The sequence below is a fragment of the Pedobacter frigidisoli genome (genome assembly GCF_032678525.1).
Classification (GTDB): domain Bacteria; phylum Bacteroidota; class Bacteroidia; order Sphingobacteriales; family Sphingobacteriaceae; genus Pedobacter; species Pedobacter frigidisoli_A.
Window position 1 is genome coordinate 1,019,610 of sequence record NZ_JAVTSE010000001.1, and the last position, 19,154, is coordinate 1,038,763.

18 protein-coding genes and 1 riboswitch are annotated in these 19,154 nt (G+C 40.1%); of the genes, 9 read left to right on the plus strand and 9 right to left on the minus strand.

The features are described 5' to 3' along the window. Window positions 1–277: 277 nt before the first annotated feature. Window positions 278–910, plus strand: a complete 633-nt coding sequence (locus R2Q80_RS04290) for a TetR/AcrR family transcriptional regulator (protein ID WP_316798400.1) — start codon at window positions 278–280, stop codon at window positions 908–910. A gap of 434 nt (window positions 911–1,344) precedes the next feature. Here the strand turns inward: R2Q80_RS04290 and R2Q80_RS04295 are convergent, their stop codons facing one another. The 3 genes from R2Q80_RS04295 to R2Q80_RS04305 form a co-directional block, all read right to left on the minus strand. Further along, window positions 1,345–2,700 carry a DUF4932 domain-containing protein gene (locus R2Q80_RS04295; RefSeq protein ID WP_316798401.1) on the minus strand — a complete coding sequence of 452 codons (1,356 nt, stop codon included), beginning with the start codon at window positions 2,698–2,700 and terminating at the stop codon, window positions 1,345–1,347. An 82-nt stretch (window positions 2,701–2,782) separates the two neighbouring features. Then, entirely contained in the window at window positions 2,783–3,976 is a 1,194-nt protein-coding gene (locus R2Q80_RS04300) for a S41 family peptidase (protein ID WP_316798402.1), read from the minus strand. Continuing rightward, complete coding sequence (locus R2Q80_RS04305) at window positions 3,969–4,493, minus strand: hypothetical protein (RefSeq protein WP_316798403.1); 525 nt, start codon at window positions 4,491–4,493, stop codon at window positions 3,969–3,971. Before R2Q80_RS04305 ends, R2Q80_RS04300 begins: the two co-directional genes overlap by 8 nt. Before the next feature lie 383 nt (window positions 4,494–4,876). Between R2Q80_RS04305 and R2Q80_RS04310 the strand changes: the two genes are divergently transcribed. The 4 genes from R2Q80_RS04310 to R2Q80_RS04325 all read left to right on the plus strand — a co-directional run bounded on the left by R2Q80_RS04310 (window position 4,877) and on the right by R2Q80_RS04325 (window position 9,578). After that, complete coding sequence (locus tag R2Q80_RS04310; RefSeq protein WP_316798404.1) at window positions 4,877–5,068, plus strand: hypothetical protein; 192 nt, start codon at window positions 4,877–4,879, stop codon at window positions 5,066–5,068. A 1,531-nt stretch (window positions 5,069–6,599) separates the two neighbouring features. Then, on the plus strand, window positions 6,600–7,154 hold the full coding sequence (locus tag R2Q80_RS04315; protein ID WP_316798405.1) for a hypothetical protein: 555 nt from the start codon (window positions 6,600–6,602) through the stop codon (window positions 7,152–7,154). 75 nt (window positions 7,155–7,229) lie between these two features. Beyond that, on the plus strand, window positions 7,230–7,484 hold the full coding sequence (locus R2Q80_RS04320; protein ID WP_316798406.1) for a hypothetical protein: 255 nt from the start codon (window positions 7,230–7,232) through the stop codon (window positions 7,482–7,484). Between the two features lie 294 nt (window positions 7,485–7,778). Beyond that, window positions 7,779–9,578: a hypothetical protein gene (locus tag R2Q80_RS04325; protein WP_316798407.1), complete on the plus strand. Its 1,800-nt coding sequence runs from the start codon at window positions 7,779–7,781 to the stop codon at window positions 9,576–9,578. 4 nt (window positions 9,579–9,582) lie between these two features. Here the strand turns inward: R2Q80_RS04325 and R2Q80_RS04330 are convergent, their stop codons facing one another. The 5 genes from R2Q80_RS04330 to R2Q80_RS04350 form a co-directional block, all read right to left on the minus strand. Continuing rightward, window positions 9,583–10,431, minus strand: coding sequence for a PAS domain-containing sensor histidine kinase (locus R2Q80_RS04330; RefSeq protein WP_316798530.1), 849 nt, complete (start codon window positions 10,429–10,431; stop codon window positions 9,583–9,585). Continuing rightward, window positions 10,432–12,156 (minus strand): PAS domain-containing protein, encoded by a 1,725-nt coding sequence (locus tag R2Q80_RS04335; protein ID WP_316798408.1) that lies wholly within the window; start codon window positions 12,154–12,156, stop codon window positions 10,432–10,434. It abuts the gene before it with no gap. Between the two features lie 52 nt (window positions 12,157–12,208). After that, a complete protein-coding gene (locus R2Q80_RS04340) occupies window positions 12,209–12,856 on the minus strand; it encodes a DUF4142 domain-containing protein (RefSeq protein WP_316798409.1) in 648 nt (215 codons plus the stop codon). A gap of 67 nt (window positions 12,857–12,923) precedes the next feature. Next, the gene (locus R2Q80_RS04345; protein WP_316798410.1) at window positions 12,924–13,427 is read right to left on the minus strand and encodes a GNAT family N-acetyltransferase; all 504 of its coding nucleotides are present in this window, start codon (window positions 13,425–13,427) and stop codon (window positions 12,924–12,926) included. A 32-nt stretch (window positions 13,428–13,459) separates the two neighbouring features. Continuing rightward, complete coding sequence (locus tag R2Q80_RS04350) at window positions 13,460–14,119, minus strand: Crp/Fnr family transcriptional regulator (protein ID WP_316798411.1); 660 nt, start codon at window positions 14,117–14,119, stop codon at window positions 13,460–13,462. A gap of 253 nt (window positions 14,120–14,372) precedes the next feature. Here R2Q80_RS04350 and R2Q80_RS04355 point away from each other — a divergent pair, with 253 nt between their 5' ends. Beyond that, complete coding sequence (locus tag R2Q80_RS04355) at window positions 14,373–14,570, plus strand: hypothetical protein (protein WP_316798412.1); 198 nt, start codon at window positions 14,373–14,375, stop codon at window positions 14,568–14,570. Between the two features lie 45 nt (window positions 14,571–14,615). Here the strand turns inward: R2Q80_RS04355 and R2Q80_RS04360 are convergent, their stop codons facing one another. After that, window positions 14,616–15,209 (minus strand): Crp/Fnr family transcriptional regulator, encoded by a 594-nt coding sequence (locus R2Q80_RS04360; RefSeq protein WP_316798413.1) that lies wholly within the window; start codon window positions 15,207–15,209, stop codon window positions 14,616–14,618. Between the two features lie 178 nt (window positions 15,210–15,387). Here R2Q80_RS04360 and R2Q80_RS04365 point away from each other — a divergent pair, with 178 nt between their 5' ends. From R2Q80_RS04365 to R2Q80_RS04375, 3 genes are all read left to right on the plus strand, one after another. Beyond that, window positions 15,388–15,579 carry a cold shock domain-containing protein gene (locus tag R2Q80_RS04365; protein ID WP_316798414.1) on the plus strand — a complete coding sequence of 64 codons (192 nt, stop codon included), beginning with the start codon at window positions 15,388–15,390 and terminating at the stop codon, window positions 15,577–15,579. A 96-nt stretch (window positions 15,580–15,675) separates the two neighbouring features. Continuing rightward, window positions 15,676–15,871: riboswitch (cobalamin riboswitch) on the plus strand. Between the two features lie 146 nt (window positions 15,872–16,017). After that, window positions 16,018–18,015, plus strand: a complete 1,998-nt coding sequence (locus R2Q80_RS04370; RefSeq protein ID WP_316798415.1) for a TonB-dependent receptor plug domain-containing protein — start codon at window positions 16,018–16,020, stop codon at window positions 18,013–18,015. After that, window positions 18,012–19,148: a YncE family protein gene (locus R2Q80_RS04375; RefSeq protein ID WP_316798416.1), complete on the plus strand. Its 1,137-nt coding sequence runs from the start codon at window positions 18,012–18,014 to the stop codon at window positions 19,146–19,148. Before R2Q80_RS04370 ends, R2Q80_RS04375 begins: the two co-directional genes overlap by 4 nt. Window positions 19,149–19,154 lie beyond the last annotated feature (6 nt).

The window sequence follows — 19,154 nt, forward strand, 5'->3', positions numbered from 1 at the left end:
TTTCCCGGATCCCCTGTTTTTTTATTACAATGGAAGGCTGAAGTGGAACGTGGATCCTTCTCCTATTTCGCTTTCTACCCATATCTGGCCTTTGTGCACAAACCAACTCGTTTGACCCCTTTCCGCCAATTTACTAAAATACACACAAATAAATCTTTACAACAATTTTATTTCTGGTGAGAAGGGGTCACTGTATTCAGATTTATCCAACCTGGTCAATATAGCAAAACTTTGATGATGCCCCGAAAAATCGCAAATTGCACCAAAGTTAAATTGAATGGCAAGAAAAGTTACTGATGGACCTGTTAGGAACAAGGAGCGTACGAAAGCGAACCTGATAACTGCGCTTGGAAAAATCCTGAAAAAAGATGGTTTTTCCGGACTGAGTATTACCAGGGTTGCAGAGGAGGCTAAAGTGGATAGGAGATTGATCTATGACTATTTCGGTGGATTTGAGGGAATGGTTAAGGAATATCTCAACAACAATGATTACTGGAAGATTAATCCTGAAGATATTGGGGACATCGTAGAAGCGTGTAAGGCAGATTCCGGAAAAGCCCTTGCCTATAGTGTGCTGGAGAATCAGTTTGACAGTCTGATCAATAACAAAGAAATGCGTTGGATCATTACCTGGGGGCTTAGCGAAAAGTTGCCCATATTAAAGGAGCTGGACCTTAAGCGTGAAAACATTGGTGATGAGGTATTAAGCGCGGTGTTCGATGAGCATTTTCACGCTAGTGACAAAAACTTCAGGGCCTTGTATGCGATATTGATGGGTGGTGTATATTATTTAACGCTACATGCCAAGATGCAGGAAAATCCGTTCTGTGGTATTGACCTGCAGCATCCTTCGGGTGAGGAAGAGATCAAAAAGGCGCTCAGACAATTTATCGATCTGATCTATTTATAATCACTATTTGAGAGTAGAATTTTCAGATGAGTTAGTCTACCTGAAAAAGAGCTTTGAGAAGTTATTATTAAACTTTCAAAATCAATTATTAATGATACAAATAGACATTTTCATACTTGGAAAAGTGAGTCCAATTCTGAAGATTATGAGGTTATGCAATTAAATCAAAAATATTTTATAGAGCTGACAATGATTAGAAGAGATGAGATAAGGTTCATTATCAACATAATTCTCCGTTTGGTATATACATCTCTAATGTTGATGCTTTAATAAATGAATTGATTCTAGGGATGAAACTTAAGGAAGTTGAACCATGTTAAAAATTATGGAAGTTAAGGTAAATTAAGCCAGTAATCATGAATTACCTAATGAGCCAGTTACTTTTGCATTCATTCCCTGTCATACCAATTGAATACATCAATCCTTTTAGGCAGTCATTTTAATTCTGAGATGATTTCTTCCACTTTTCCTTCATAAGTTTTATCGAGGAATTCATTATTGTACCAAAACTCCAGTTTTTCAATGATTTGTGGTAGATAGATAAACGAACGGTTTTCGATATTGTCTTTTAAAATCACATTTGCCTGGGCTTCATCGCCCAGGTGCCTCGCTATAATCACTTCATTGGCCCGGTTAAAATGTTCGTAAAGGCAGATTTTCCACTGATTATAACCTTGCTGGCTCATTTTATCTTTGATGGGGTCGAAAAGAAAAGCCTTTTCCTCAACCGTTTTTTCATCTGCTTTGTCTATCGCTGGGTTGACGAATGAGTGGCCGAACTCATGGATGCAAATTGTTCGGAGCGACAAAGCATTGCTATAACCTAACTTGAGCTTTGCCACATCGTTTATTTCCTCGGGCTGGTTAAAGCTTGCAAAGATATTTCCGATTGTATTTCTATCTCCAACTGCAAAACCAGAGCTGAAGGGGAGCGTTAAACTTGGGTAGAGGACATACTGAGATACACTTTTGCCAAAGTAGTTTTCCATTTCTGAAATGAAATTTTCTTTGGGCAGGTTTATAGAAACCTCTTCAGTCATCTTTTTGTAGTATGGAGCATATCTGGTCAGGAAATCCTGGAACTGAACTTCTTTGAAAAAACCGTTGAAGGCGATTACAAATCTTTCTGCATCTTCTCTTGATTTGAAATGCGTGATATCGGCAGCACTAGTCACCTTCGCGTTTGGAAAGTCATCCAGGCTCAGTATAAAATTGGAATAATGCAGATAGAAATCCCTTTCGAGATAGGTTTTGATTACCTCAAGGTTTTTGGAGCTTAAAAAGGGTTTGAAATCGGAGGCTATTTTTGAAGTCAACGCATATAAATCCTTAAAAACGGGTGCTTTGCCAGAAAAGTCTGTAAAGTCTTCGTAATTAGCCAGAAGATAGCTCAGTGCTAAGAGTTCGATATTCGTTCTGTAAATGATCCGGGTATCTTTTTTCTTGTAAATTGGGTAACTCAGGCTGAATGAACCTGCTGCATTTTTGCCCGCTAGATTGATGACCGCCTTTTTATTAAGATTTATCCGGTAATGGTTTACTTGATGCTTTTCTGTTAACTTTTGATTATTCAGCAGTAAATCCAGTGTTCCCTTATCAGTATTGATTTGGGAACTTAAATACAAAACAGCATCCTTCTGCGCACCGAATTTTAGTTTTTCTATGGCATTAAAGCTACCGTAAGTGGCTTTCCATTCCTGACCGGTCTGCGTGCTTTTAAAGTTTTTTGTGGTGGCGCAGGCATTAATCAGCAGCGTAATCATGGCCAGGGAAATTAGCTTTCTAGTCATTTTTATCTTTTAATTTTCAGTCTTTGGATTCAATTGAAATTTTTTTGGGTAATAATTGCTTGTTCTGATTTGGGTGTTTACTTCATTTTATTTCACGGGCTTTCTGCATCGTTTCTTCAATATTTTGGGTTAAAATTTTCGGCAGAAAATCTTCTCTTGGTGTTCCGTTAATGTGGTAAAGTCTTTCTGTTGGAAATTGAAACCCGATTTTAGTTCCCGACATCCGAAAGTTCGAAATTGCACCCAGCAGACCTGCCATTTTTGTCCCGATAATTTTTGCCCTTCCCATACCGTCAAAACCAATCGCCATTCCCTCTCCCATACTTCCTGTCCAATGACCCACCAAAACATAAACTTTACCCGTGTAGATTTTTTTGCGCGGCGTTACATATTCTTGCCAATGTCTTTTGGTCTGGTATTCTTTTTCATCAAATTCATGAACCTGGAAGGGTAAAAGCTTGCCCGTAAATCTTCCCATTATGGCTCTGGCGACGGTAGAATTTCCGCCACTCGGGGTTTCCGTTAAATCGATAACCAGATTTTTATAATGAAATAGACTATCGAGTGCCTGATCGAATGCTGCAATAAGATTGTTGTTTCCCAGGGAGTTGTTTATTTTGATGTAAGCGGTGCTGTTATTGAGTATTTTATTGTAGGAAAGTTCATTCCTATTCCCATAGCTGACAGGATGGAAAGTTGTTGGCTTTCCATTTTCCATGGCAACAATTTCCCTGTTTGTATCGGGCGTTCCCGCAAAAAGCATATCAATGGCATATTGATACATTTTTTGATTGTATTGGTCGGTGAATTTTGGCAGGAATTTTTTTAGCTGTTCATCAATAGGTTTTCCATTGAACAGGGTGATTTCCATTCCTATCTTTAATCCAGCTAAATCTGCCCCAAAACCTTTTCTTAAATCTTTTACAATATACTGGCTTCCTGATTTTTCAATATATAGATCCGAACCCGACGGAATTAACCTGTTGGATGTTTTTAGATTTGTGCCTAATGATGAATGGCCATTGTAAAGTTCATTCAACATATTTTCAAGCAACCGAATAAATTCATTGTCATTTGAAATTTTTTCGGCCTGTGGTTCGTAGATTGCTTTAACTTTTTTCCAATCAATGCTTTGTTGGTCGAGGTATGCATAGTTATCATTGATGTCAGACCAAAATTCGATCAAGTCCTTTTGGTATTTTGTTTGTGCGACAGCAGAGTAACCGTTAATTAAAACAATTAGTATTACTGCGAATTTTGTTAAAAGGTTATTCATAATAGTTTTTTACGCCAATCCCGATTGTCCAGAAATTTTTTGCCTTATTTAGATCTTCATTGAGCCAATCTTTGTTTTCCTCATACTCTTGGTTAGCTTTCATTTCTGCGATGCTTTCATCAATGCCTTTTTCTGTCGACTGCCGCCAGATTCCTACGGAGATATTTAAAAACGCATAACTATATCCAGCTTCACTGTCGTCTATTTTTCCCTTATTTTTTTCTTTAAGGATTTCAATAAGTTTATCCGCTCCAATCTGAAATGGATTGATCCCGTAAATGGAAAGCTCCGTTCTTTCCTGAAACGGGCCATAGATGAATTCTATGAACTCCGCATTTTCATTATGATCAAGGTCGATACGGAGTTCGTAGTGGTCATAAAAAAGTTGTTGTAAATTTGAATTGGCAGAAGGAGTGCCTAGTAATTTTTCAATGTCCGGTTTAGCCTGTCCCAGGTAAAGTTTTCCAATGTTTTCAATCTCGATTCCTTCTAATGGTAGGATTTTAATTTTGATCATTTTATAAATAATTTTTAAAAACTTGATGAAGACTATACTTGATCACTAAACCATAAAGCAAATATATCACATGTTTGTGATATTTGTACATCTCTTTAACTTTGCGTTGATAATTTTGTGCTGAGACATGAATATTGATGTGGTCATAGGCGACGAAGTGATGAAGGATTTCAATGTATCTCGCAAAACAATAATGAAAAATACCAAGCCCTAATTTGCACACTACTAGCTTTGCAACATTTCCAAAATGGTAATTATTGACATAGAAATGGCTATTCTGAACTTGCTGATGTATCCCTTATGAAATCTACAGGTACTCCTGTTGGTAAGGTTACAAGGAAATTAGGGACAAATTCTCTGAGTACAACAAGATTTAGGGACAGTTGAACAGTGATGGAAAAGATGGTAAGGCTAATTATAAAATTGAGGTTACTGCCACAACGAACAATACCTTCACTGCAAAAGCAACGGCTGTTGCCGACTTTGATGGAGGCGGTGTGTGTAATGTATGGCAGATAGATCAGGATGAAAATCTGATGGAAATAACTGACAGCCGGTGTTGGAGCAGGACTTGAATTACGTGCCGCTGGCGCTAATATAAAAGCTTCTGCAACATTATAATTTGTTTCAATTACAGGTACTGGAAGATTTATCAAGTCTGATGCCTTGCAGAAATAGAGAACATTTAATAAATTAAGTTATGAAAAAAGTAATGATACCAATAGTACTACTAATACTGGCCTTTTTTCTTATCTATTTTATGTATGATAACTATTCCTATAACAAACGGATTTTAGAGAGGGAAATTAATTCTCATATTATTAAAGTAATAAGAGATAGAGCTAGATACAAAATTTATTACTATCAGAAGAATACCACTGGTTTTAAGTTAAAAATTACCGAAGATATTTCATTTGGCTATAATAACTTCTTTTACAGTGAAACATTTAATATAGATGAGCAACTTCATGTGGGCGATTCTATACTGAAGGCCCCTAATAGCCTCTTGTTAAGGGTTTACAGGAATGATGGTATAGATCATAAAAAGTATAAAGTGTTCAAAGGATACAATTAATATGAAAGATTAACCGCTTAATAAGAGGTGAAATTTCGTCAACGGTAAACATCGCGTAAAAGAGTTGGTCAAGAGTTATTTCTATGACGTGACAAATAAAAAGTAAAATGGGAAATATTCAATTTATTGTTGGTATAATTTTCAGTTCCGGTATCATGTAGATAGGAATATTGAAAATTTCAAAACGTAGGGAACTAATCAAATATGGTTTAGAGACAGAAGGTTTTGTTGACTCTATAGAAAAAATTATAAAACACAATAAAATTTCTTTTTATCTAGATATTACCTTCACAACTTTTGATGGGGTTAAATTCATTGTTAGAGTTGATTATGGATTTTCAGCGTCTATGTTGAGAACTGGTAGTAAGGTGAAGATAATTTACAATAAGCAAGTGCCGAGCGAGATTGTACTTGTTTCAAAATCTGGCATTATATTCGAGTACTTGCTTTTTCTGTTTGGTTTAAATACTTTAATCTTATTTATTTAGTTAGTATTTTCTGTTAATTGAAATCCCCACCCAATTAGAATGGGGCTATAGTTTGGTGAAGTCAATCAGCTATTATTAGATGACAAGAATAAAAATTGGTGATATATTTGAAATCAATACTCCAATGGGTAAAGCTTATCTACATTATATTCACAAACATAATGTAACTTGTGAATTGATAAGAGTTTTACGAAGGTTATACACTGTCCACTTTGATCAATCGAGCGAACTATTTTAAGGTAGTTCCGTCTACATAAAATCTTTTTAATTTTAATAAGGCGTTCTGAGGCGAGATCCTCCTCCGGAAATAATAACCAGGATGGAATACACAAAACCTTTATTATGATATAGTTGAATCCGCCCCCATTTTTCGAATTGGCACATGATGTTATATTTTTTTTACAATTTGGGAATCTTATTCCTGTTATTCTTGAATTGGATTTCTAATTTGTAAGGAATTTAATGGATGTTGGCTATATTTCCAATATGATCAATCCTTCGTGAACTTATCTGAATTATGATAAAATAAACTAGATAAGTATCATGAAAACATTTAAATTGACGCTCATATTCTTCATTTTATCCCTTTGCTTTGCTCAAACCATTAAGGCCCAATCCGAATATGTTGTGACGCTCCAAAACGATACCATCAAAGGAGAAGTCAAAAATTATTTTGATTATTTGGTCAAATTTATTCCGGAGGGCGGCAGTGAGAAAGTAAAGTATAGTACTAATGAAATAAAATCTTTTCATGTTGAAAAAACCAGAAAATACCCAACAGATTGTGAGGCTGTAAAATTACCGGATAAAAAAAATATCCTGTTCGCACATAGGGTAATTTCAGGTAAGATTACCTTGTACGAGTTGATAGAAACCTCAGTTTCATATGATGGAAGAAGTTCGTCAAGTGTAACCTGGTATGTTAAAAAACAGGGGCAGGAAATCATAGCTATCAAAACCAGTAGAATTTCCTTTAGCCGGAAAGAACGGGACGAAGCACTTTTTGCACTGCTAAAAGATAAGCCTGAAGTGGCAAACAGGTATCAGAACGAAGATAAGTTTAGTTTTGATTTTATCAGATCAATTATAACAGATTAGAATCAGCAATAATCAAAGAACTTAATGATATGAACCGGATTGGAGTCAACTAATTCAGAGTGGGATAATTTAGTAATGATAACAGAAGAGAAAATAAGAATTTACAAGTATTATAAAGGCGATATTGATGGTTGGGCCAGGCTTGGGACGCCGGAACAAAAGTCTGAGATGATAGACCAGGATTGGCTAATGATAGAGGACCTCATACAAAGCATTCGACTTTTTAGAAAAGGTCGTGCTTCTGAAAACTATATTGAATCTGTTTATGGTAAAGCCATAGCCAATTTTAGCAAACACGAGGTTTTAAGGGAGCTTGAAGAGATACTTTAATTTATAAAACGAAGTCCAATTAGCATTGCCGCAGTTCGGCCTGTCCAGTATATTCGTAGTACCGTCGCAGGTAACTCGCTTGAATTTTCCTTGTACTTTCCTTGGACATTCCTTGGGTCATGCTTGGGTAAAAGCAGGTAAAACCCATTCAAAACCCCTTTAAACCCACTTTTTTGTTATAAAATCTCCTTGAATTCACCGCCAGCGCACTTTATTAACTACACTTCAAACTTTAAGGCGAACAAATCAAGGGGCATCTCTGGAAATTATTATATTTGGTTTCTACGCTTTATTATGAAACTTCTACATAAACTACTTCTATTTAGCATTGTTTTTTCTTCAATATCCGTAGCCGGCGCGCAGCAGAAAGCGATTCACATGCAGTATTCAGTTTCTATGGAAAAAGCAGCTGAACACCTCTATCATGTATCTCTCATGAGTACAAGTCCGGGTAAAACGCTGGATTTTAAAATGTGTACATGGACACCCGGCTATTACCAACTGATTGATTTTGCCGGAGCAGTTCAGAATTTTAGCGCAACTGATGCGAGTGGGAAAAACCTGAAATGGGAAAAAACTGCACCGGAAGTGTGGCATGTTGAGAACAATGGAAAACCTGTACACATCAGCTATGATGTAAAGGCTGTTGTTCCATTTGTTGGGAATGTATATCTCGACGAATCAAGAGGTTACATTACCCCCGGAGGTTTGTTTTTATACCTGGATCAGGAACTGAGAAACCCGGTTAGTGTGGAGATGAAACCCTACAGAAAATGGAATTCGCTGGTGGCAACAGGTCTGGATACCATTCCGGGTAAAAGGCATACCTTTTTGGCCGATAATTTTGATGTGTTGTATGACAGTCCGTTTTTAATGGGTGAACTTGAGGTACTGCCTTCCTTTGAGGTAGCGGACAAACCCCATCATTTTATTGGTTACAAACTCCCTGAATTTGACCGTCAGGGCTTCATGAATGATCTTAAAAAAATCGTGGAAACCGGCAGCGCCATTATCGGTGAAATTCCCTATACCCACTACAGCTTTTTATCCATAGGCGCCGGGGGTGGGGGTATAGAACACCTTAATTCATCTTCATTGAGTTTTAGTGGCGGGGAAGGATTTAATACAACAGCAGCCAGAAAAAAACTATACAACTTTATTGCCCACGAATATTTTCACCATTATAATGTAAAACGAATACGCCCTATAGAGCTGGGTCCGTTTGATTACTCCAAAGAGAACCATACTAATATGCTTTGGGTATCGGAAGGATTTACCGTTTATTATGAATACCTGATTACCAGGAGAGCAGGCATCATCACTCCGGAAGACTTTTTTCAGGACCTGCAGCAGAATATTAAGAATTATGAGAATCAACCGGGCCATCTGTATCAATCTGCTACACAAGCCAGCTATAATACCTGGAGCGATGGTCCGAACGGAAGGGTGAATGACACCTTCAACAAAACCATTTCTTACTATGATAAAGGACCCATTCTGGGAATAATGCTTGATTTTAATATTCGAAATGCCACTAAAAATAAAAAGTCACTTGACGATTTGATGCGCTTGCTTTACTACAAATACTACAAAAAGCTGAACCGGGGTTTTACAGAAAAGGAATTCAGAAAGGAATGTGAGGTAATGGCAGGTATTCCAATGCCTGAAATATTCGAATATGCCTCAACGGTAAAAGCGCCTGATTATCCAAAATATTTTGCAATGGGAGGACTAAAAATTGATACAGTGAGTACGGTTCAATACGATTCATGGGCGGGGTTGAATATCCGTAAGCAAGGTGACTTCATTAAGGTTGCTTCAATTGATTATCAATCGCCTGCCTGGTATCTGGGGATTAAAAGCGGGGGCAATCTCCTTGAGGTTAACGGAATTGCGGCAACGCCCGAGCTGTGGTACAAAACCCTGGAATCGTCCACTGCGGGAGATACGGTGAAATTACTGGTGGAGAATGCAGGAGAAAAAAAGCTGATCAGCCTTGTTTTACAAAAGCGGAAAGAGAAAACATTCAAAATCAGCAAACTGGAGGAGCCAAATGCATTACAAAAGGAAATATACGACAGCTGGATCGACTAAACCCTTATGTTAATGGTAAACTGAAGTGGAAGGTAGAGCCTTTACCCAATTCGCTGTCTACCCATATTTCACCATGGTGTCTGCTCACAATTTCTGCGCACAGATATAGCCCGATACCAAAGCCGGCAATGGTAAGGTGCTGATCGGCTACGCGATAATAGCGCTCGAAGAGCTTATGCTTATCCTCTTGCCTGATGCCACTGCCCTCATCAGCTACTGATACCACGGCGAAGTTGTCGTGTTGTCTACAGGAAATATCAATAGTGCTTCCAGGAGGAGAATACTTTACTGCATTACTGATGAGGTTGTTCAGTACGTGGCCAATTTTATCTCTATCCGCATCTACCGTTAACTGTTCGCATTTTGCAATCATGATGTTATGGCTGTTTGCTGTTACGGTAAACTCGCTTTCGACCTCGCTAATCAGTTCGGCAAGATTAAAGTGCTGTTTATGAATATGTATTTTTCCAGATTCAAGCCTCGATACATTTAAAAAGCTATTAATCATGTTCGCCATCTTCTTCAGCTGGTTGTTTGCTTTCTCCAAGGCACCAGATGCAAAAGCGTCGTCATTCTTTTTTGCGCGAACCTGAAGCAGTTGCACATAACCTGTAAGTGAAGTTAAGGGCGTTTTGAGCTCGTGGCTTACCATTCCGATAAAATCATTTTTGCGCTGCTCATCGGCTTTGTGTTCAGTAATGTCTGATATCACGCCAACCATTTTTACCGGAATTCCATCACTGTCATACCTTGCCCTTCCATGTGCACTAATCCAGTGGATGGATCCATCTGGCCAGGCGATCTCATACTCAGCGCGGTAAATGCTGTGATTTTCTTTGGCTACCGTAACCAGTTACCTGATCCGGTCTCTGTATTGAGGTAACATGGCCTCAAACATTTCTGCATATACAAAGTCCTGATCAACGTTGCGGCCAAAAGCACGTTTAAACTCGTCATTACAAACCATGGTTCCGGTAGCGAGATCTACCTCTGTAGAGCCAAGAGAACCGGCATCCATGGCAATTTTAAGCCTGTTGTTCACTTCCAGTATTTCCTGACGTGAATTGACTTGTTCTGTGACTTCTGTGACCACCTGCAATACCCGTTCTATATTGCCGTTCTCCTCTTCGATAGGTTGGTATACAAAATTAAAATAACGTTCCTGCGGTACATTGTCTTTCAAAATAATGGCTTTGCTCTCTACACCATGATAAGGCTCTCCGGATTCCAGTACCTTCTGCAGGATATTGATAAAAGGCTGATCGGCGATTTCGGGTAAGACTTCATCAAATCTTTTTCCTTCGACAGCTGAAGTTTTACCCCAGATTTCAAGCATTCGTTCATTTGCACTTTCAATAATCAATTCGGGTCCCTTAAATACCGTAATGGCTACCGGAGCCTGTTCAATAAGCCTGCGGAACCTTTGTTCGCTGGCTTCGAGATTGCTGATGAGTAATTGCATCCGCTCTTCGCTGGTTACCTGTTCGGTAACATCCTGCAAAACACCGCTAAGGCGGATGGCCTGTTTATTTTTGTCAAAGAGCGTTTTACCCTTTGCTTTAACGATTTTAGGAATTGGATTTTCGGGATTGCTGATGGCGTAAAGCACCTCGTAATTTCCTCCGGAATTGAAATCGAGTGCCTGCGCTATAGCATTTGTTACACGCTCTCTATCTGTTGGGGAGATTACATCAGTTGCCTTTTCGAGTTCAATCAGATCTTCAGGCTGAAGGCCAAACCAGGATTTTAAGGTATCATTACCGGCAAATTTTCCGGTAACCGGATCCAGATCGAAAGTCCCGAGTCCGGCAGCGCTGATGGCTAATTCAATATCATCCTGACTGATTTTTAATTTTTCATATACACCCGTGATTTCCTGGGTGAATTTATACATCTCCTCGTTCGAGGCAGCCAGTTCCTCATTGGATGCCCTGATTTCTTCATTGGACGCTTCGAGTTCCTGATTGAGAAATGCGATGGTTTCTGTTCTTTCCCGCACCTTGCTATCTAAACGTTCGTTAAGCTGCTGGAGACTTATTTTTGTGGTTTCAAGCTCCTGATTGGCGAGCCTGAGTTCTTCCAGTGCAGCGGCCAGATCGATATTTTTGCCAGCGAGCTCTTCACTATGCGCCTGCTCCCGTGCCAGATAGGCGGCATTCTGTCTGGCTTCCTCAATGGCATGTTGTTTTAAATAACGCTCCGTAATGTCGACAGCACTGTGCAGAATACAAATGGTTTTGCCATTGTCATCTAGGATAGCCCGATATTCGAAATCGAAATAAAAAATCTGGTTTTTACCATCAATGTTGAGTTCTGCCGGGGTATCTGAACCGGAAATGGTTAAACCTTCCAACCACACTTTCCTGAACATTTCGATGAATGGCTGTCCAACGAGTTCGGGAAGCGCGTCTGCCAAAGACTTTCCGAGCACACTTTTATCCTTTCCCCAGATGTTCAGCATGGTATCATTTGCAAACTGAATGTGCGCATCTTCTCCAACGTGAATAGCTGTTGCAGTTTTGGTTTGAGCAAAAACCTCAATGATCTTTGCGGCATCAAGGAAAGGTATTTCAGGCATAGGGACAGGCATTATTTTCCAAAGATAAGGTATTCTTTGCGCTGAATACAAACTATAACTTTGCAGAATTAAGCTTTTGAAGGTACCTGCCAGCGAATGTTTTTATATCGCGGTCGGATGACTGAGCTGCTTTTGTAAGCAGTGTTTGTGCGGTCTCACGATCGCTGATTAACAGGTTTTGGTAAGCTTTATCGAAAGCCCCGCCTTTCAGTTTCTTCAAACTTTCGATAAGCGCATTGCTTGCGGCATCGTTAATACCGCCTACAGATTCTACTTTTTTTGTCCCTTCATATCCGGCTTCTCCACCGCCATTCTTAATTCTTGAGGTGTCGCGAAGGTTTTCGGGAGATGAGTCCACGCGTCCATCAGGCCGTTGTCCACCTTCAGGGAGTGCACTGCTCAGCACAATTTTTTTGTTTTTTGCCAGTATCCTGATTTCATCATTGAATTTGCTTAAGGTAACAGACAGCCGGCTTCCCCAATCACCCGCTTTGGTACCGCCCTGCTGACTGGCAAGTGCTGATGCCCGCAGTTGTTTGATACAAAGTGCGTTCAGGTCGTTTAACAACGCAGCATCACTATTTTGTTGGCTGCCCCGTTGAACCAAAGCGATATCGCCTGTTTTAATATTTACCTCTGCTGAAGAAGATAATGCTGATGCGGTAATGGCTATTAAGCTGATTTTAAGAAGATTCATCATAACGGTGTTTTAAATTATAACACTGATGAGCCCCTTAAGTTTTGTTATTTATGAATTCAAGGCGCATTTAGCCGACGGTTTCTACTAATTTTAAGCTCCATACCGGATAGGGTTTCCCTGCACCATCAAAAGGATATTTCTTAACGATCCTGAAACCAGCCCGGTGATAAAATTGATAAGCGGCAGTATTTTGTCCGTTTACATCCACCTCTTTGATTTGTTTATCTTTGATCGCAAAGTGGAGCAGTTTTTTTCCAAAACCCATCCTCATGCTATCCGGGGAAATGAAAAGCAAACGGATCTGGTCGCCGGATAGTCCGATGAAGCCTTTCATCATTCCATTTTCTTCCAGAGCATAAAGCCTGGTTTTTTTTAGGTATTGATCTTCCATCAGGACGCGGTAGTCGATGATGTCCTGCTCATGAAGAAAGTCGTGACTGGCCCTTACCGATTTTTCCCAAAGCCGGAGTACCTGCTGATGTTCAGATTTGCCAATTCGCCTGATGCCTGCCGGCGTTAATTCGGTGAACAGGCCTGTTACAAAACTTATGATTCTATTGAAGCCATTCATGGAGCAGGCGGATTAAAGATTGCTTACTGCAGTTAGGTAGCTAGTTGAAAGGCCGATTTGCCGCTTTTTCCACTTGTTACCATTTCCGATCGGATTCTGCTGAGCGTTTCGAGCCTCATTCCCAGAAAGGAAGCAATATATTTAAGAGGCACACGCTCTAAAAGATGGCCATAACTTACCAGGAAGCGATGATACCGAAGCTTTGCCGTTGGTAAGCGGGCAATGAAAGCCCTTTCAGATGCACCTTGATAATAAAGCTCAGTCATTTTCCTGCCAACATAATTGGCTATTGGAAAGTGTTCATATAAGTATAGCGACATCTCATGTGGAATGGCAATTGCCAGAACAGGCTCTATCGTTTCGATGTATTCTTCGGATTCGCCACCGTGCCATAAATTGCTAATCGTTCCAGCAAGCTCCTGCTCAACTGCGATCCAGGTGGTTATTTTCTTGCTTTCTGCTTTGATAAAGCCATGTACTGCGCCTTTGAGAATAAAAAAAATGTATTTATTGCGTTTAAGGGGCGACGCAATATGTTTATTTTTAGCAAACTCTACCGGGAAGGTTTGCGTGTTAATTACTTTTTCGATTTCAGCATTTAGCGGATGAAAAGCTTTGAAAACGGGAATCATTGGTGACTGTCCCCCAAAGGGTATCCAGCGTTCGGCAAGAGGTGTTGGCGTTAGGTTCATTTCAGTGAAGTTCAAAAATGGTAAAAAGATTGCATTAAAAAAAGCACATCAGCTACAACTCACTAATTATGGCAATAGTTAAACGATAATTACCGTTTATATATCGTAAACAGGCTGTTAGGCCATTTGGTTTATTGAAATTTCACACCCTGTGGGTGTAAAAAGAAGCTTTAAAAATGACAAAACCGGATGAATATCCAGAATTTTAAAACAAATATGCCTTCATCATGATTTTACATAAAAACTCTAAACCATGAAAAATTTTCTTTTTACATTATTTGCCGCTGCCATTCTGTTTTTATCTTCTTGCAGCGGAAAGAAAGCTGATCAGGAAAATGCCGACAGCACTTATCAATATCCTGATACCTCGAAGTTGGATAGCACTGCTACAGATACCACTCCAATGTTTGCTGACTCAACCACAAATGCTCCTGCTGACGCAAAGCACTAAGGTCATCTTTATGGACAGAGATTGTCTGCGATAGGTTTTGTGGTGCTATTTCACCTGTTCTGCTGCACGGATGCGGCTAAGCGTCTCCATTCTCATGCCCAGATAGCTGGCCAGGCATCGCAAAGGTACGCGGTCCATCTGGCATGCTCCGGATTTTAAGAAGGTTTCATAGCGATCGGCAGCCATGGGAATCCGGGCTAGTATTGCGCGCTCGGATGCCATGTAATAATGTAATGAAAATATTTTCCGACCAACAATGTGGGCTTCGGGATATTTACTATAAGCCAGTTCAATCACGCTGTAGGGAATACGGATCAGGGTGCAGTCTTCCAATGCCTGAAGGTATTCTTTAGAATGGATTTCAATGCCATCAGGGTGGCGGATGGCGCCGATCAGTTCGCCTTCGAATGCAAAACGGGTAGTAATGTCTTTATTCCGGTCTTTTACAAAACCGCGTACACAGCCAGAGATAATAAAGAAAAGTGACTCGTTATGATCGATTGGGGATATGATAAATTTGTTTTTTTTGATGTTAATCAAGCTGCAATTCAACAGATAATCCAGTTTTAAGGTTTCTGGTACCGGGTGTAGGTTCTCGAAAAAACTGAACAAAGGATCAAGAAAAGTAGATTTTTGCATATGATTTATTAAGATATCCGACATCATTACACTAATAGTTTTCATATACGACGTATTCCCCAAAGTGGTTTTGAGAAATATCCACAAAAAAATCATTTATTTTTTCTTTTAAACAATCTGACTAATTTCTATCTTGCATTCCTAATCAAACCTATACAGTAAACATTAAAACATTATTATGGCATCAGGTACAGTAAAATTTTTCAACGAGTCGAAAGGCTTTGGTTTCATCATTGATGATGAAAGTAAGAACGAAATCTTCGTTCATGTTACAGGCTTAAAGGATCAGATTAAAGAAAATGATTCAGTAACATTCGAAGTAAAAGATGGTAAAAAAGGTATTAACGCGGTAAACGTTAAATTAGCATAAAGACTAACTGCTTTCTTTTGAAACGCAGCCCTAACCAGGCTGCGTTTTTTTTTACTCAAAAATCCGGGCTTTGTTTAGTAAGCAGCCAGATATTTTTACCTTTGTCGTGCTTTTGGTTCCTCAACTGATGTTTTGGATTAAAAGGGAATCCGGTGTAAATCCGGAACTGTCCCGCAGCTGTAAGCTCCATAACGGATTTCTATTCAGTTTGCCACTGTGCTGTCTTCAGCGCGGGAAGGCTGGAAATACCGGGAGATAAGTCAGAAGACCTGCCACTTGTATTGGTTATTTATGCCCTCGGGAATTGGGGTTTAGATACAGAATCTGTTATTCAATTATATTTTAAATCCTATCGTTACGAGCCCGATTACTCAAGTGATAAAGGAACCGGCATGTAATTCACGGCGAAATAAAGCTGAGATGCCGCTTTCTGTTTTAATGAAATGCTGTTTAATTACCGGCCTTAGTTTGTTATGTACCCACATTTACGCGCAGCAGGCAGATTCAGCAAAAGTCAACCACCTTAAGGAAGTTAGGGTTCAGGGCAAAAAAACAGGTATTGTCAATAGTTCTGCCAGTCCGGCCCAGGTGATTGGTGGCGAAGCGCTACAGCGGTTAAATAGTTTTTCTGTTGCAGATGCCCTGCGTTATTTCAGCGGGATTCAACTGAAAGATTATGGGGGCGTTGGTGGTTTGAAAACCGTGAACGTACGGAGCCTGGGGAGTAACCATACCACTGTTTTTTATGATGGCGTTCAAATGGGGAATGCCCAGAACGGGCAGGTAGATCTGGGCAGGTTTTCTTTGGATAACATGGAAGAAGTATCGCTGTATAACGGACAAAAAAGTGAGATCCTTCAGCCTGCAAAGGCGTTCTCATCGGCAAGTTCGATTTACATGCGCAGCCGGCAGCCGCAGTTAGCCGGTGATGAAATGAGTCAGGTGAGATGGAGTCTGAAAGGAGGATCCTTCGGCCTTATCAATCCTTCGGTTTTATACGATCAGAAAATAACAAACCATACGGCACTTTCCTTGAGCACCGAGTGGGTGAAGGCCAATGGTGAATACCGGTTTCGATATACGAATGGTGTTTATGATACCACTGCCCGCCGTAATAACACGGATATTAATGCTTTTAGGGCAGAGCTTGGGTTTGCCGGAGTGTTAAAGGATAGTTCAAGCTGGTCGGCAAAGGTTTACGCTTATTCATCTGAAAGGGGATTGCCGGGAGCAATTGTAGCGAACAGGTTCGATTATCATCAGCGGCAGTGGGACAGGAATTTTTTTATTCAGGGACATTTTCAAAGCAATGAAAACAAGACTTATGCCTGGATGGTCAATGCAAAGTATGCCAACGATTATCTTCGTTATCTGGATCCTGATTTTGTAACACTCGATGGATTCCAGGATAATAGATTCAGACAGCAGGAGATCTATTTATCAGGTGCCAGCCGGTATTTCATTTCACCAGGATGGGGTGTTTCTTTATCTGCCGATTATCAGTGGAATGGTTTGGATGCAAACCTGTATCGTTTTACATATCCCACCAGGCACACCGTGCTGGCTGCATTGGCTTCAGAATTCAAGCTGAATGATTTTAGTTTTCAGGCATCGTTGCTGGGTACATTTGTTTTCGACCGGGTGAAGGTGTATAGCAGCGCCGGAGATAAACAGGAATTTAGTCCGACACTGATGGCAACCTATCATCCCTTTGGGAGCAAAAAGCTGATGTTCCGCGCATTTTACAAGAACATTTTCAGACTTCCTACTTTTAATGACCTGTATTATACCTTTATTGGAAACGCACTGCTCAGGCCTGAGTTTACCGATCAGTATAATCTGGGTTTTACCTACACTTTAAAACCTGCAAATGTAGCGCTGGTTTCATTCGCTCTGCAAGCAGATGCCTATTACAATGAAGTTAAGGATAAGATTGTGGCGGTGCCGAGTGCCAATCTGTATCGTTGGACGATGTATAACATTGGTAAAGTGGCGGTAAAGGGCGTTGAGACGAATATTCAAACGGTTTGGAGAATCGCACAGAATCTTGTTGTCAATGCATCCATCAGCTACACCTTTCAGCAGGCGAGGGATGTTACCGATGGGGAAATTTATCCGTTCAATATTCCTTATGTTCCGGTTCATAGTGGCTCATTTGTATGCAGTTTGGACTGGAAGAGGCTGGAATTCAATTACAGTTATATTTATTCAGGTTACCGGTACAATCAGCTGAGTACGGCGAACAACGCTGTTTACAATTATATGCAGCCCTGGTATACCCACGATGCTGGATTGGGCTACGGCATTAAGATATCGGGGAGGCCGGTAAAAATGAACCTGGAAGTCAATAATATTTTTAACCAGGATCGGGAAATGATTGCAAACTTCCCTATGCCACGCCGGTTTTACCGGTTCAAAATAAGCTTTACGATATGATCAAAAACCAAATAACATTGGTGTTAAGTGTCCTTTTTGTTGCGTTGCTGGGGGCATGCAGGAAGGACCCAGGCGTTACCCCCGAGCAGAATGAAACGGCTTTTCCTGCAACTCCACTCAGTGTAGTGAAGGGTTTATACGTGCTGAACGAAGGCAATATGAACATGAATAAGGCATCGCTTGATTATGTTGATTTGCGCACTGGTGTATACCGGCGAAACATTTACGGACAAGCCAATCCTGAAGTTGTAAAAGGTCTGGGTGATGTGGGGAATGATATTGGCGTGTATGGATCGAAGCTATATGTTGTGGTTAATGTTTCCAATAAGCTGGAGATTCTGGATGCTAAAACAGCTAAGAAAATTAAGCAGATTGACATTACCAACTGCAGGTACATTACTTTCAATAAAGGCAAAGCCTACGTGAGTGCTTATCTGGGTAAAGTGGGCGATCCGAATGCGCCGGATGGTAACATTTCGGAGATTGATACTGGTACGCTTGAAATTAAACGTAAAGTGGACGTTGGGCGGCAGCCAGAGGAAATGGCGATCGTTGGAGAAAAACTTTATATCGCCAATTCAGGTGGCTATAGTCCGCCGAATTATGAGCGGACTATTTCCGTAATCGACCTGAACAGCTTTACCGAAATCAAAAGGATTGACGTAGCCATTAATTTAAGCAGGTTAAAAGCAGACCGCTATGGCGATTTATATGTGACTTCGCGGGGCGACTATTATCACATTCCTTCGAGGTTATATGTGATCGACACCCGGACAGATCAGGTGAAAAAGACTTTTGACATTGCAGCCAGTAATCTGTGGATTGACGATGATACCGCTTACATTTATGCCACTGAGTGGAGCTATATTCAACAAAAAAATACCATTAGCTATTCGATGATAAACGTTAAGGATGAAACGGTTATGAGTAGAAAATTTATTACTGATGGGACTGATTCGCAGATAAAAATTCCTTACGGGATTATTGTTGATCCCAACACCAAAGATGTGTATGTAAGCGATGCAAAGGATTATGTTACGCCGGGTACACTTTATTGTTTCGATCCCAATGGCAAGAAGAAATGGTCGGTTGTTACCGGAGATATTCCTGCGCATTTTACGTTTGTGTATTAAAGATTA

Coding starts and splice junctions, on each gene's coding strand:
- R2Q80_RS04375 (WP_316798416.1), top strand. CDS start 18,012: ATGATCAAAAACCAAATAACATTGGTGTTAAGTGTCCTTTTTGTTGCG.
- R2Q80_RS04345 (WP_316798410.1), bottom strand. CDS start 13,427: ATGAATGGCTTCAATAGAATCATAAGTTTTGTAACAGGCCTGTTCACC.
- R2Q80_RS04340 (WP_316798409.1), bottom strand. CDS start 12,856: ATGATGAATCTTCTTAAAATCAGCTTAATAGCCATTACCGCATCAGCA.
- R2Q80_RS04335 (WP_316798408.1), bottom strand. CDS start 12,156: ATGCCTGAAATACCTTTCCTTGATGCCGCAAAGATCATTGAGGTTTTT.
- R2Q80_RS04360 (WP_316798413.1), bottom strand. CDS start 15,209: ATGCAAAAATCTACTTTTCTTGATCCTTTGTTCAGTTTTTTCGAGAAC.
- R2Q80_RS04365 (WP_316798414.1), top strand. CDS start 15,388: ATGGCATCAGGTACAGTAAAATTTTTCAACGAGTCGAAAGGCTTTGGT.
- R2Q80_RS04315 (WP_316798405.1), top strand. CDS start 6,600: ATGAAAACATTTAAATTGACGCTCATATTCTTCATTTTATCCCTTTGC.
- R2Q80_RS04350 (WP_316798411.1), bottom strand. CDS start 14,119: ATGAACCTAACGCCAACACCTCTTGCCGAACGCTGGATACCCTTTGGG.
- R2Q80_RS04295 (WP_316798401.1), bottom strand. CDS start 2,700: ATGACTAGAAAGCTAATTTCCCTGGCCATGATTACGCTGCTGATTAAT.
- R2Q80_RS04300 (WP_316798402.1), bottom strand. CDS start 3,976: ATGAATAACCTTTTAACAAAATTCGCAGTAATACTAATTGTTTTAATT.
- R2Q80_RS04320 (WP_316798406.1), top strand. CDS start 7,230: ATGATAACAGAAGAGAAAATAAGAATTTACAAGTATTATAAAGGCGAT.
- R2Q80_RS04370 (WP_316798415.1), top strand. CDS start 16,018: ATGAAATGCTGTTTAATTACCGGCCTTAGTTTGTTATGTACCCACATT.
- R2Q80_RS04325 (WP_316798407.1), top strand. CDS start 7,779: ATGAAACTTCTACATAAACTACTTCTATTTAGCATTGTTTTTTCTTCA.
- R2Q80_RS04305 (WP_316798403.1), bottom strand. CDS start 4,493: ATGATCAAAATTAAAATCCTACCATTAGAAGGAATCGAGATTGAAAAC.
- R2Q80_RS04290 (WP_316798400.1), top strand. CDS start 278: ATGGCAAGAAAAGTTACTGATGGACCTGTTAGGAACAAGGAGCGTACG.
- R2Q80_RS04355 (WP_316798412.1), top strand. CDS start 14,373: ATGAAAAATTTTCTTTTTACATTATTTGCCGCTGCCATTCTGTTTTTA.